Source organism: Streptomyces sp. NPDC017943 (assembly GCF_044328425.1).
Lineage (GTDB): Bacteria > Actinomycetota > Actinomycetes > Streptomycetales > Streptomycetaceae > Streptomyces > Streptomyces djakartensis_A.
On sequence record NZ_JBIRHH010000007.1, the window covers coordinates 221,490 to 234,209 of the forward strand.

At 74.0% G+C, this 12,720-nt stretch carries 12 protein-coding genes and 1 pseudogene; 11 read left to right on the forward strand and 2 right to left on the reverse strand.

The genetic code is table 11. The features are described from left to right. A pseudogene (locus ACH4C6_RS23835) lies at positions 1–439 on the reverse strand (hypothetical protein); the annotation flags it as partial. A 45-nt stretch (positions 440–484) separates the two neighbouring features. On the opposite strand from ACH4C6_RS23835, the gene ACH4C6_RS23840 reads away from it, so the two are divergent. From ACH4C6_RS23840 to ACH4C6_RS23850, 3 genes are all read left to right on the forward strand, one after another. Continuing rightward, positions 485–1,354: a hypothetical protein gene (locus tag ACH4C6_RS23840; RefSeq protein ID WP_398110613.1), complete on the forward strand. Its 870-nt coding sequence runs from the start codon at positions 485–487 to the stop codon at positions 1,352–1,354. A gap of 92 nt (positions 1,355–1,446) precedes the next feature. Next, positions 1,447–2,583 carry a type VII secretion-associated serine protease mycosin gene (gene mycP / locus ACH4C6_RS23845; RefSeq protein ID WP_398110797.1) on the forward strand — a complete coding sequence of 379 codons (1,137 nt, stop codon included), beginning with the start codon at positions 1,447–1,449 and terminating at the stop codon, positions 2,581–2,583. 44 nt (positions 2,584–2,627) lie between these two features. After that, on the forward strand, positions 2,628–3,356 hold the full coding sequence (locus ACH4C6_RS23850; RefSeq protein ID WP_398110614.1) for an SseB family protein: 729 nt from the start codon (positions 2,628–2,630) through the stop codon (positions 3,354–3,356). A gap of 39 nt (positions 3,357–3,395) precedes the next feature. Here ACH4C6_RS23850 and ACH4C6_RS23855 read toward each other — a convergent pair whose 3' ends face one another. Beyond that, positions 3,396–3,761, reverse strand: a complete 366-nt coding sequence (locus ACH4C6_RS23855) for a DUF1844 domain-containing protein (protein ID WP_376332612.1) — start codon at positions 3,759–3,761, stop codon at positions 3,396–3,398. Between the two features lie 394 nt (positions 3,762–4,155). Between ACH4C6_RS23855 and infC the strand changes: the two genes are divergently transcribed. From infC to ACH4C6_RS23895, 8 genes are all read left to right on the forward strand, one after another. After that, complete coding sequence (gene infC / locus ACH4C6_RS23860; protein WP_398110798.1) at positions 4,156–4,794, forward strand: translation initiation factor IF-3; 639 nt, start codon at positions 4,156–4,158, stop codon at positions 4,792–4,794. Positions 4,795–4,901: 107 nt separating this feature from the next. After that, positions 4,902–5,096 carry a 50S ribosomal protein L35 gene (gene rpmI, locus ACH4C6_RS23865; RefSeq protein ID WP_003977225.1) on the forward strand — a complete coding sequence of 65 codons (195 nt, stop codon included), beginning with the start codon at positions 4,902–4,904 and terminating at the stop codon, positions 5,094–5,096. Positions 5,097–5,190: 94 nt separating this feature from the next. Then, positions 5,191–5,574: a 50S ribosomal protein L20 gene (rplT, locus tag ACH4C6_RS23870; RefSeq protein WP_010045263.1), complete on the forward strand. Its 384-nt coding sequence runs from the start codon at positions 5,191–5,193 to the stop codon at positions 5,572–5,574. Positions 5,575–5,662: 88 nt separating this feature from the next. Beyond that, a complete protein-coding gene (locus tag ACH4C6_RS23875; protein WP_398110615.1) occupies positions 5,663–6,526 on the forward strand; it encodes a TrmH family RNA methyltransferase in 864 nt (287 codons plus the stop codon). A 51-nt stretch (positions 6,527–6,577) separates the two neighbouring features. Further along, positions 6,578–7,729: an ATP-binding protein gene (locus tag ACH4C6_RS23880; protein ID WP_398110616.1), complete on the forward strand. Its 1,152-nt coding sequence runs from the start codon at positions 6,578–6,580 to the stop codon at positions 7,727–7,729. Positions 7,730–7,865: 136 nt separating this feature from the next. Further along, positions 7,866–8,987 (forward strand): phenylalanine--tRNA ligase subunit alpha, encoded by a 1,122-nt coding sequence (gene pheS / locus ACH4C6_RS23885; protein ID WP_398110617.1) that lies wholly within the window; start codon positions 7,866–7,868, stop codon positions 8,985–8,987. After that, the gene (gene pheT / locus ACH4C6_RS23890; protein ID WP_398110618.1) at positions 8,987–11,500 is read left to right on the forward strand and encodes a phenylalanine--tRNA ligase subunit beta; all 2,514 of its coding nucleotides are present in this window, start codon (positions 8,987–8,989) and stop codon (positions 11,498–11,500) included. The genes pheS and pheT overlap by 1 nt, the downstream gene beginning before the upstream one ends. A gap of 142 nt (positions 11,501–11,642) precedes the next feature. Continuing rightward, positions 11,643–12,665, forward strand: coding sequence for a PP2C family protein-serine/threonine phosphatase (locus tag ACH4C6_RS23895; RefSeq protein WP_398110619.1), 1,023 nt, complete (start codon positions 11,643–11,645; stop codon positions 12,663–12,665). Positions 12,666–12,720: the final 55 nt, after the last annotated feature.

Here is a 12,720-nt window from a genome sequence, read left to right on the forward strand (position 1 = left end):
CCCGGCTCACGATCCGCAGGCGGATGCCCGCACTGCTGCTGCAGGCGCGCCGCACGGCACCTACGAGCCGCAGGCCGATGCCCGCACTGCTGCCGCGACCTCCCGGCGCCCGGCCCACGAGCCGCAGCCCGGCCCCGTTGCTGCGTCCTCCCGGCGCCCGGCTCACGATCCGCAGGCGGATGCCCGCACTGCTGCTGCAGGCGCGCCGCACGGCACCTACGAGCCGCAGGCCGATGCCCGCACTGCTGCCGCGCCCCCCCGACGCCCCGCTCACGAGCCGCAGCCCGGCCCCGCCGATGCGACCCCCCGACGCCCGGCCCACGAGCAGCAGGCCGATGCCCGCACTGCTGCCGCGACGCCCCGGCGCCCCGTGCACGAGCCGCAGCCCGGCCCCCGCCCCGCTGCCGCAGGCTCGCCGCCCGGGGGGCCTGGGACGCACGCCGCGCCCCTGCCCGGTGAGCAGCGGCCCGGTCCCGATCCCGCGTTGTCCTGGAGTGCGCCCCTCGCGCCCGGCGGCGGTACCGGGGCCGTGCGGCCCGTCGTGTCGTTCGGGGAGCCCGAGGGGTACGACGGCGACGCGCGGCCCCGGCCGCTGCGGCGGCGCGGGGTGTCGCAGGCCGCCGCTGCCGCCGTGTGCCTGGTGCTCGGCCTCGGCCTCATCTCCGGCGCGGTCACCGGCAGCTGGCTCGTCGGGGACTCCGACGCGGCCGGCTCGCGCAGCGCGTTCGGCGCGGCCGCCGGCATGTGGCACAACGTGCCCGTCGACCGGCTGTTCCCGCCCACGGTGCAGGGCCGCGGCGCCGGACCCGGCGGAGCCGACCGCTCCTGGACCCGGGTCGCCGTCGCCCCGGACAGCGGCTGCCGGGACGCGTTCGACCCGCTGCTGCGCAAGGCCCTGGCACCCGTCGGCTGCGAACGCCTCCTGCGCGCCACGTACACCGACGCCACCGAGAGCCACGTGACGACCGTCGGCCTGCTCTTCACCACGGCCGACGCCCCGGGCATGACCGCACTCGCGAACCGTTTCCGCAACGAGCGCCTGGACCGCCGCGACGACCTGATGCCCCTGCCGTACGCGGCGAAGGGCACCCCCGCCGCCGGCTTCGGCGCCGCCCAGCGCGCGTCCTGGACCGTCTCCGTGCTGACCGAGGCGCCGGTCGTCGTGTACGCGGTCTCCGGCTGGGCCGACGGCCGCACCGTCGACACCCCGCAGCCCACCGGGGACGCCGTGGCGACCGACACCCCCTCCGCCGTCGGCCAGGCCGGGCTCGGCCACGAGGCGCAGGGCCTCGCCGACCGTATCGAACGCGACCTGCGCAGGAACGCCCGCTCGGCCACGGAGCAGCCGTCGTGACGGACCCCACCCCGCACCCGACGGACGCCACCCCCGCCCCCCGGGCGGGCACCCGGACCGCCCGGCGCCGCCGGGCGACGGCCCTCGGCGCCCTGCTCACCACGGCCCTGGTCCTGCTGCCCGCCGCCACGGCCCACGCCGACGGCATCCGCGCCCAGCAGTGGGCCCTGGACGCCATGCACACCGACGAGGCCTGGCGGACGACGAAGGGCGAGGGCGTCACCGTCGCCGTCCTGGACACCGGCGTCGACGCCGACCACCCCGACCTGGCCGGCAACGTCCTCACCGGCAAGGACCTGGTCGGCTTCGGCGCGAAGCCCGGCAACCGCGCCTGGGCCCGGCACGGCACCGCCATGGCCGGGATCATCGCCGGCCACGGACACGGCCCGGGGGACACCGACGGCGTCCTCGGCATCGCACCCGAGGCGAAGATCCTCCCCGTGCGCGTGATCCTGGAGGACGGCGACCCCTCCCGCGCCAAGGCCCGCACCACCCGCGGCAACGCCCTCGCCGAGGGCATCCGCTGGGCCGCCGACCACGGCGCCGACGTCATCAACCTGTCCCTCGGCGACGACTCCGCCTCCGCGCACCCCGAACCCACCGAGGACCAGGCCATCCAGTACGCCCTGGACAAGGGCGTGGTGGTCGTCGCCTCCGCCGGCAACGGCGGCGAGAAGGGCGACCACATCTCCTACCCGGCCGCCTACCCGGGCGTCGTCGCCGCCACCGCCGTCGACCGCGCCGGGACCCGCGCCTCGTTCTCCACCCGCCGCTGGTACGCCACCGTCAGCGCCCCCGGCGTCGACGTCGTCATCGCCGACCCGGACCGCAAGTACTACGAGGGCTGGGGCACCAGCGCCGCCGCCGCGTTCGTCTCCGGCGCCGCCGCCCTGGTCAAGGCGGCCCACCCGGACCTGACCCCGGCCCAGGTCAAGTCGCTGCTGGAGCGGACCGCCCGCAACGCCCCGGCGGGCGGCCGCGACGACTCCCGGGGCTTCGGCTTCATCGACCCGGCCGCCGCCATCAGGGCCGCCGCCCGGCTGAAGCCCGAGGGCCTGCGCGCGGCCTCGTACGGCGACAAGTACTTCGGCAGCGGACCGGACGCCGCCACCCGCGGCGACGGCACGGCCGCCTGGGCCGGTCCCCTCGCGGGCGGCACGGGCGGTGTCCTCCTGGTCGCCGCGGTCGTGCTGTGGCGCGGCCGGCGCACGGGGCGCGAGGAGCACTGAGCCGCCGCGGGCGCCCCGGTGCCCGGCCGATAGGCTCGACGACCGTGGCGAACAAGAACATCCCCGACCCCGGCTTCTCCGACGACGACGGCTCCGCCGATCCCCGGCTGAGCGCGGCCCTGGCCGCCTGGTCCGCCGACCGCACCGCCGTCGGACCCGTGCTGGAGGCGCTCAAGGGCGCCCGCCTGCTGGTCCCCGTGGTGGCCGTGCTCGGCGAGGTCGAGGAGGACGAGAACGGGCTGCGCCGCGAGAAGACCAGCGACATGGCCGTACCGACCCTCAAGGCCGGGAACCGCACCGCCCTGCCCGCGTTCACCTCCACGGACTCCCTCGCCCGCTGGGACCCCGCCGCCCGTCCCGTCGCCGTACCGCTGCACCAGGCGCTCCAGGCCGCCGCGCACGAGAAGGCGGACACGGTCGTGCTCGACCTGGCCGGGCCGGTGCCGTTCGAACTGACCGGTTCCGCACTGCTCGCCCTCGCCGAGGGCCGCGCCACCGCCGATCCGCTCGCGGACCCGGCCGTCGTCGGCGCCGTGCGCGAGGCCGTCGCCGCCGAGCCGGCCGTGCTGCGCGCCCACCTCGGCCCCGGGCAGGCCGACGGCACCCTGGCCCTGGTCCTGGACCCGTCCGCGGACCCGGCCGAGGCCGCGCGGGCCGTCGCCGAGCGCCTGGCCGCCGACGCAACGCTGAGGGCCCGCCTGGTGCGCGGCCTCGACCTGGCACTCCTGCCGGCCGAGGCGACGCCCCCGGGCGAGCCCCTCTTCGTGCGCTGAGCGGCGTGCGCCGCACGACCTGCCGGCCGTCGCGACCTGCTAGCCGTAGACCGGGCCCGTGTACTTCTCGCCCGGGCCCTGGCCCGGCTCGTCGGGCACGAGGGAGGCCTCGCGGAACGCCAGCTGCAGCGACTTCAGGCCGTCACGCAGGGGCGCGGCGTGGAAGGAGCTGATCTCGGTCGCGGTGGCGTCCAGCAGACCGGCCAGGGCGTGCACCAGCTTGCGGGCCTCGTCCAGGTCCTTGTGCTTCTCGCCCTCCTCGGTCAGACCGAGCTTCACGGCCGCGGCGCTCATCAGGTTGACGGCGACCGTCACGATCACCTCGACCGCCGGGACCTCGGCGATGTCGCGGGCCATGGCGTCGAAGTCGGGGTTCGCCGAGGACTCAGCAGGGGTCTCACTCATGCCCCACACGATAGGCGCACCACGGGCGCGTGCCGCACCAGGGCCCGGGCGCCTGAATTAGCCGTTCCTGGCCATTGCTGGTAACCTCGTGTAACGACCGGTCGGACCCGTATGCCTCACGGCCCGCGAGCCCGGCCCACAAGTGGAGGCTTTCGAACTCCCACCCGACCACCCCCAGGGCGGCGGGTCACCGGTCAGACGACCCCGTCCCAGCGGCGGCGGTCCGTCCGAAAGCGCGCCCCGCGGATCCCGCGGCGGTGCTCCGGTAGTTCGAGGAGCCCCGCCTGGGAATCGTCCGGGGCATTTTTTGTGCTTCGGCGCGGTTAGGTCTGTCGAACAGAGACGTTACGCGGCCGTCCGCCAGACCGTCGCGTGGTGCTACCGAGGAGGATCCATCAGCGCCGAGCCCCGCATCAACGACCGGATTCGCGTTCCCGAGGTGCGACTTGTCGGTCCCAGTGGCGAGCAGGTGGGCATCGTCCCCCTGGCCAAGGCACTGGAGCTTGCGCAGGAGTACGACCTGGACCTGGTCGAGGTCGCGGCGAACGCCCGTCCGCCCGTGTGCAAGCTCATGGACTACGGGAAGTTCAAGTACGAGTCGGCCATGAAGGCCCGTGAGGCGCGCAAGAACCAGGCGCACACGGTCATCAAGGAGATGAAGCTCCGGCCGAAGATCGACCCGCACGACTATGACACCAAGAAGGGTCACGTCGTCCGGTTCCTCAAGCAGGGCGACAAGGTCAAGATCACGATCATGTTCCGTGGTCGCGAGCAGTCCCGGCCCGAGCTGGGCTACCGACTGCTGCAGCGTCTCGCGGAGGACGTCCAGGACCTCGGTTTCGTCGAGTCGAACCCGAAGCAGGACGGCCGCAACATGATCATGGTTCTCGGTCCGCACAAGAAGAAGACCGAGGCGATGGCCGAGGCTCGTCAGGCGCAGGAAGCCCGCAAGGCGGACGCGAAGGCCAACCCCGGCAAGTCGCAGAACGCCGCGGACGCCGAGGCGCCGGCCGAGGAGCCCGCCGAGGCGTGACCCCCGGGACGCGAGTCCCAGGAAGCAACCGAAACAAGACGACGCTCCACCGTGCCCGGTTTCACGACCGGGCACCGGAGCGCCACCGACGAGGAGAGAACGGCGCTATGCCGAAGAACAAGTCGCACAGCGGTGCCAGCAAGCGCTTCAAGATCACCGGCTCCGGCAAGGTGCTGCGCGAGCGCGCCGGCAAGCGCCACCTGCTCGAGCACAAGTCGTCCCGTGTGACGCGTCGCCTCACCGGCAACGCCGAGATGGCCCCGGGCGACGCCGCGAAGATCAAGAAGCTTCTCGGCAAGTGACGCCCGGCGCGTGAGCGCCGCACGTCAGGACCGGGACCCAATCGATTTCGGGCCGTGTGAGGACCCCCACGGCCCCGCTACAAGGAGTTAAGAAGTGGCACGCGTCAAGCGGGCAGTCAACGCCCACAAGAAGCGCCGGGCGATCCTCGAGCAGGCCTCCGGCTACCGCGGTCAGCGTTCGCGCCTGTACCGCAAGGCCAAGGAGCAGGTCACCCACTCGCTGGTCTACAACTACAACGACCGCAAGAAGCGCAAGGGCGACTTCCGTCAGCTGTGGATCCAGCGCATCAACGCCGCTGCCCGCGCCAACGGCATGACCTACAACCGCTTCATCCAGGGTCTGAAGGCCGCGAACATCGAGGTCGACCGCAAGATCCTGGCCGAGCTGGCCGTCAACGACGCCGGTGCGTTCGCCGCGCTCGTCGAGGTCGCCCAGAAGGCGCTGCCGAGCGACGTCAACGCCCCCAAGGCGGCCTGACGCCGGCATCGAGCCGATGTGACTGACAGGACCCGCAGGCCGAACGGCCTGCGGGTCCTGCTGTGCAGCTACCGAGAAAGCGAACAGGATGTCCCCTGCCACCCCCGAGCTCATCTCCCCCCGTTCGCCCCGCGTCTCCGCCGCCCGGCGGCTGGCCAAGCGGAACTTCCGGGGGAAGGAGCGGCTGTTCCTCGCCGAGGGGCCGCAGGCGGTGCGGGAGGCGGCCGGGCACCGGGCCCGGGACGCGGCCACCCTGGTGGAGCTGTTCACCACCCCCGAGGCCGCCGACCGCCACGCCGACATCGTGGGGGCCGCCCGGGACGCCGGGGCGCGGGTGCACCTCGCCTCCGAGCAGGTCATCGCCGACATCTCCACCACCGTCACCCCCCAGGGCCTGGTCGGCGTCTGCCGGTTCCTGGACACGCCCTTCGACGAGGTCCTCGCCGGCCGCCCCCGACTGGTCGCGCTCCTCGCCAACGTCCGCGACCCCGGCAACGCCGGCACCGTCCTGCGCTGCGCCGACGCCGCCGGCGCCGAGGCCGTCGTGCTGACCGACGCCTCCGTCGACGTGTACAACCCCAAGGCCGTCCGCGCCTCCGTGGGCTCCCTGTTCCACCTGCCCGTCGCCGTCGGCGTCCCCGTCGAGCACGCGGTGGAGCGGTTGCGCGCCGCCGGGATCCGGGTGCTGGCCGCCGACGGGGCCGGCGACCGCGACCTCGACGACGAGCTCGACAAGGGCACCATGGGCGGGCCGACCGCCTGGCTCTTCGGCAACGAGGCCTGGGGCCTGCCGGAGGAGACCCGCACCCTCACCGACGCCGTGGTGCGCGTCCCGATCCACGGGAAGGCCGAGAGCCTGAACCTCGCCACCGCCGCCGCCGTATGTCTGTATGCGTCGGCGCGTGCACAGCGTGCCGCCGGAGGGTGCCGCTCCGTCACCGGGAACCAGTAGGGTGACCAGCTCGGGGACCCCTCTGCGGAGCCTTGGAGGTGGGGGACGGGGATGAGCGTCGGCACGAGCAGCGCACCGGGGGCCCGGGACGCCGGGAACCCGCCCGCCGCGCCCCGGCCCTCCGGTGACCCGGGCGGCCTCGGCATCGACCCCGACGACCTGCCCGACGGGCTCGTCGTCGCCGACGAAGAGGGCCGCGTCATCTGCTTCAACGCCGCCGCCGAGCGCGTCACCGCCGTACGCGCCCGCGACGTCCTCGGGCAGCCGCTGGAGAAGGCCCTGCCGCTGGAGGACCTCGAGGGCCGGCGCTGGTGGCCGCTGACCGACCCGTACGGCGGTCTGGCCATCCGGGTCGGGCAGCCGGAGCGGAACCTGCTGCTGCCCGGCGGCCGCGAGGTCCTGGTCTGCGCGCGCTACGTGCGCACCCGGCCCACCGGACCCCTGCGGCGCCTGGTGGTCACCCTGCGCGACACCGAGGCCCGCCGCCGCACCGAGCGCAGCCACGCCGAGCTGATCGCCACCGTCGCCCACGAACTGCGCTCCCCGCTCACCTCCGTCAAGGGCTTCACCGCCACCCTGCTCGCCAAGTGGGAGCGCTTCACCGACGACCAGAAGCGGCTGATGCTGGAGACCGTCGACGCCGACGCCGACCGCGTCACCCGGCTGATCGCCGAGCTGCTCGACATCTCGCGCATCGACTCCGGCCGCCTGGAGGTGCGCCGCCAGCCCGTCGACATCGGTGCCGCCGTCGGACGCCACATCCAGGCCCACGTCGCCGCCGGCCAGCCCGCCGACCGGTTCCTGCTGCGCGTCCAGCAGCCGCTGCCCGACCTGTGGGCCGACCCCGACAAGATCGACCAGGTGCTCAGCAACCTGCTCGAAAATGCCGTGCGGCACGGTGAGGGAACTGTCACGATCGACATCACGGCCACGGCGTCCCTCCGCGAGGGCGAGTACGCCGAGAACGCAGCCACGTCGGTCACGGTGAGCGACGAGGGGCCCGGCATCCCGGAGGAGTCCATGAACCGCGTCTTCACCCGCTTCTGGCGGGGCAGCAAGCGCGGTGGCACCGGCCTCGGGCTGTACATCGTCAAGGGCATCGTCGAGGCCCACGGCGGCACCATCACGGTCGGCCGCGCCCCCGGCGCCGGGGCCGAGTTCCGATTTACGTTGCCCGTGGCGGCCCCGGCGTATCTCGCCTGAGGACCACGGGCGCATTCGCACACCTCCGCCCCGTTAGACTCGGCCATTGGCACCTTTGTGTCCCGAAAGCCGTGACGAGCCGTCCACGAGTCGGTGACGGGGACCTTCAGCCAGCCAATCGGAAGCACGGGAAGAGATGTCGGCACCGAATAAGTCGTACGACCCGGTAGAGGTCGAGGCGTTGAAACCGGAAGAGATCGAGCGCATGCGGGACGAGGCGCTCGCCGCCTTCGCCGCCGCGGACTCCCTCGACGCGCTCCAGGAGGCCAAGGTCGCCCACACCGGCGGCACCTCCCCGCTGGCGCTCGCCAACCGCGAGATCGGCGCCCTGCCGCCGCACGCCAAGGCCGCCGCCGGAAAGCTGGTGGGCCAGGCCCGAGGCGCCGTCAACAAGGGCCTCGCCGCCCGCCAGGCCGAGCTGGAGGCGGAGCGGGACGCGCGCGTGCTGGTCGAGGAGGCGGTGGACGTCACCCTGCCCTACGACCGTGTCGCCGCCGGTGCCCGCCACCCGCTGACCACGCTGTCGGAGCGCATCGAGGACGTCTTCGTGGCCATGGGCTACGAGGTCGCCGAAGGACCCGAGGCCGAGGCGGAGTGGTTCAACTTCGACGCCCTCAACATCGGCCCCGACCACCCGGCCCGCGGCGAGCAGGACACCTTCTTCGTGCAGGACGCGGACGGCGGCCCCGACTCCGGCGTCGTCCTGCGCACCCACACCTCGCCCGTGCAGATCCGCTCGCTGCTCGACCGTGAGCTGCCGGTCTACGTGATCTGCCCCGGCGTGGTGTACCGCACCGACGAGCTGGACGCCACGCACACCCCGGTCTTCCGCCAGGTCGAGCTGCTCGCCGTCGACGAGGGCCTGACGATGGCCGACCTCAAGGGCACGCTGGACCACATGGTCAAGGCCCTGTTCGGCGAGGGCATGAAGACGCGGCTGCGGCCCAACTTCTTCCCCTTCACCGAGCCGTCCGCCGAGATGGACATGGTCTGCTACGTCTGCCGCGGCGCGTCCGTCGGCAACCCGGACCGCCCCTGCCGCACCTGCTCCTCCGAGGGGTGGATCGAGCTCGGCGGCTGCGGCATGGTCAACCCGCGCGTGCTGCGCGCCTGCGGCGTCGACCCGGAGAAGTACAGCGGCTTCGCCTTCGGGTTCGGCATCGAACGGATGCTGATGTTCCGCCACAACGTCGAAGACATGCGAGACATGGTCGAGGGTGACGTCCGGTTCACCCGGCCGTTCGGGATGGAGATCTGATGCGGGTCCCGCTTTCCTGGCTGCGGGAGTACGTCGACCTGCCGGCCACCGAGACCGGCCGTGACGTCCAGGCCAAGCTCATCTCGGCCGGTCTGGAGGTCGAGACGGTCGAGCAGCTCGGCCACGACCTCAAGGGCCCGCTCGTGGTCGGCCAGGTGCTGACCATCGAGGAGCTGGAGGGCTTCAAGAAGCCGATCCGCTTCTGCACCGTCGACGTCGGCCGGGCCAACGGCACGGGCGAGCCGCAGGAGATCGTCTGCGGCGCCCGCAACTTCGCCGTCGGCGACAAGGTCGTCGTCGTCCTGCCCGGCGCCACCCTGCCGGGCGGCTTCGCCATCTCCGCGCGCAAGACCTACGGCCGCAACTCGCACGGCATGATCTGCTCCAGCGACGAGCTGGGCATGGGCGACGACGGCACCAAGGGCATCATCGTGCTGCCGCCGGAGACCGAGGTCGGCCGGGACGCCGTCGAGCTGCTGGAACTGGTCGACGAGGTCCTCGACATCGCCGTCACCGCCAACCGCGGCGACTGCCTGTCCATCCGCGGCGTGGCCCGCGAGACCGCCATCGCCTACGGCCTGCCGCTGCGCGACCCGGCCCTGATCGACGTGCCCGGGCCGAACGCCTACGGCTACCCGGTGCGCATCTCCGAGCCCACGGGCTGCGACCGGTTCACCGCCCGCACGGTGACCGGCCTGAGCCCCGAGGCGCGCTCGCCGATCTGGCTCCGGCGCAGGCTGCAGAAGGTCGGCATGCGCCCGATCTCGCTCGCCGTCGACGTCACCAACTACGTGATGATGGAGCTCGGGCAGCCGCTGCACGCCTACGACCGCTCCCTCGTCCAGGGCACCATCGGGGTGCGCCGGGCCGAGCAGGGCGAGAAGCTCACCACCCTCGACGGCGTCGAGCGCACGCTGGACGCCGAGGACCTGGTGATCACCGACGACCGCGGCCCGATCGGGCTGGCCGGCGTCATGGGCGGCGCGAACACGGAGATCGCCGACCACGACAACGTGGAGAACGCCACGGCCGACGTGGTCATCGAGGCCGCGCACTTCGACGCGGTGTCGATCGCGCGCACCGCCCGGCGCCACAAGCTCTCGTCCGAGGCGTCCCGGCGCTTCGAGCGCGGCGTCGACCCGCAGGCCGCCGCTGCCGCCGCGCAGCGCACCGTCGACCTGCTGGTCCTGCTCGCCGGCGGCACCGCCGAGGCCGGCGTCACCGAGGTCCTCGCCCCGGGCGCCCCGCACACCATCACCCTCCCCGCCGACCACCCGGACAAGGTCGCCGGCGTCGTCTACGGCCGCGAGACGGTCGTCCGGCGGCTCCAGGAGATCGGCTGCGACGTGTACGGGCAGGACGAGCTCATCGTCACCGCGCCGTCCTGGCGGCCCGACCTCACCGACCCGAACGACCTGGCCGAAGAGGTCATCCGGCTGGAGGGCTACGAGAACCTGCCCTCCACGCTGCCCAAGCCGCCGGCCGGCCTCGGCCTGACGGCCCGGCAGCGGCTGCACCGCCGGGTGGGCCGGGCCCTGGCCGGTGCCGGTTACGTCGAGGCGCTCAACTACCCCTTCATCAGCGAGCAGGTCTTCGACCAGCTCGGCCTGGAGGCGGACGACCCGGCCCGCCGCGTCGTGAAGCTCAGCAACCCGCTGAACGACGAGGAGCCCGCGCTGCGCACCTCGCTGCTGCCGGGCCTGCTCGCCGCACTGCGCCGCAACGACGGCCGCGGCTCGCACGACCTCGCGCTGTTCGAGACCGGCCTGGTCTTCCTGCCGGGTGAGGAGCAGCGCACCGCCGCCGTCCTGCCCGTCGACCGGCGTCCCTCCGACGCGGAGCTCGCCGAGCTGAACGCGGCGCTGCCCGAGCAGCCGCGGCACGCGGCCGTCGTCCTGACCGGTGCGCGCGAGCAGGCCGGCTGGTGGGGCAAGGGCCGTCCGGCCGACTGGGCCGACGCGGTGGAGGCCGCCCGCACGGTCGCCCGCGAGGCGGGCGCCGACCTGGTCGTCCGCCAGGGGCAGTACGGGCCGTGGCACCCGGGCCGGTGCGCCGAGCTGGTGGTCGTCGTGGACGGCGCCGAGCGGGTCGTCGGCCACGCGGGCGAGCTGCACCCCCGCGTCGTGAAGGCGCTGGGCCTGCCCGCGCGCAGCTGCGCGATGGAGATCGACCTCGACGCGGTGCAGGCGGCCGGCGACACCGCGCTGGAGGCGCCCCGGATCTCCACGTTCCCCGTGGCCACGCAGGATGTCGCCCTGGTCGTCGACACGGCCGTGCCGGCCGCCGACGTCGAGGCGGCCCTGCGCGACGGTGCGGGTGAACTCCTGGAGTCCGTCCGGCTGTTCGACGTGTACGAGAACGCGGAGCAGCTCGGCGAGGGCCGCAAGTCGCTCGCCTACGCCCTGCGGTTCCGGGCGGCCGACCGGACGCTGACCGTGGACGAGGCGTCCGCGGCTCGGGACGCGGCCGTCGCGCTCGCCGGTGAGCGGGTGGGGGCCGAACTGCGGAGCTAGCGCCGGGGCGGGTCACCTCACTCTTTTGAGTGGTAAAGGTGGGTGGCCCTGCCTTTTCGGGCGAACCGTCCCACAGAATCGGACCGGCCTTCTCGGGCCGGTCCGATTCCGTGTGTCAGGGGCCTGATGGGGGGCCGTCGGCATGATCCGCGTCAGGGGCCGGGTGCGTTGCCTCGCGCTGCCGGTGGTGTGGGGCGCGGCAGCCGTCACGTACAAGCTCGCCTGTCCGCTCGCGCAAGCGGCCGGGCTGCCGGCCCGCATGCTCACCAGCGCCGTCTTCTTCGCGGTGGGCACCGGGCTGATCCTCCACGCCCGGCGGTCGCTGACGCGTGAGCTGCGGCAGTTGCGCCGGGTCGCGGGTGCCGCGCAGAGCGCGCTGCTGCGGCCGCCGCCGTCCCAGGTCGATGGGCTGGACGTCGCCGCCGTCCAGGTGTCGGCCGAGCGCGGGGCGGCGATCGGGGGCGACCTGTACGAGGTCGCCGCCACCGAGTACGGGGTCCGGGTCGTGATGGGCGATGTCCGCGGGCACGGGATCGGCGCGCTCGGCACCGTCTGCGCCGTGCTCGGCTGCTTCCGCGAGGCCGCGCACGACGAGAAGGACCTCGGCGGCGTGCTGCGCCGGCTGGAGCGCGCCCTGGAGCGGCATCTGCGCCAGGAGCATCCCACCGGCGACCTCGAGGAGTTCGTGACCCTGCTGCTCGTGGAGATCCGGACCGACGGCGAGATCCGCGCCCTGAACTGCGGCCATCCGTGGCCCTACCGGCTGCGCGGCCCCGAGGTGGAGCAGCTCGCCGCCGGTGACCCGTACCCGCCCCTGGGGCTGTTCCCGCTGCCGGACACCGGCCTGCCCGCCGTCGGCCTGGGGCATTTGCGCTCCGGCGACGGCCTGTTCCTCTTCACGGACGGCGCCCAGGACGCGCGGGACGCCCGCGGCCGGTTCTTCCCGCTCCAGGCCGTGCTGGAGAGCGCGGCGCGGGACGAGCCGCGCACCCCCCGGCCGGTCCTCGCCCGGGTCACCACCGCCCTGCACCACCACACCCGCGGCGAACCGGCCGACGACATCGCCCTGCTCCTGCTCGCCAACGGCCGCAGCACGCCCCTCGGGGACCGCGGCACCGGCTGCCCCGCGGCCGCGGCCGGCGACGCGCCGGTGGCACCGCGGTGAGGACGGCGTCGCCGGCGAGGCCGCCCGCCCCGCCACGGAGTGTCGGGCAGGCGGC

Coding starts and splice junctions, on each gene's coding strand:
- ACH4C6_RS23855 (WP_376332612.1), bottom strand. CDS start 3,761: ATGAGTGAGACCCCTGCTGAGTCCTCGGCGAACCCCGACTTCGACGCC.
- rpmI (WP_003977225.1), top strand. CDS start 4,902: ATGCCGAAGAACAAGTCGCACAGCGGTGCCAGCAAGCGCTTCAAGATC.
- ACH4C6_RS23875 (WP_398110615.1), top strand. CDS start 5,663: ATGTCCCCTGCCACCCCCGAGCTCATCTCCCCCCGTTCGCCCCGCGTC.
- ACH4C6_RS23880 (WP_398110616.1), top strand. CDS start 6,578: ATGAGCGTCGGCACGAGCAGCGCACCGGGGGCCCGGGACGCCGGGAAC.
- pheS (WP_398110617.1), top strand. CDS start 7,866: ATGTCGGCACCGAATAAGTCGTACGACCCGGTAGAGGTCGAGGCGTTG.
- pheT (WP_398110618.1), top strand. CDS start 8,987: ATGCGGGTCCCGCTTTCCTGGCTGCGGGAGTACGTCGACCTGCCGGCC.
- ACH4C6_RS23895 (WP_398110619.1), top strand. CDS start 11,643: ATGATCCGCGTCAGGGGCCGGGTGCGTTGCCTCGCGCTGCCGGTGGTG.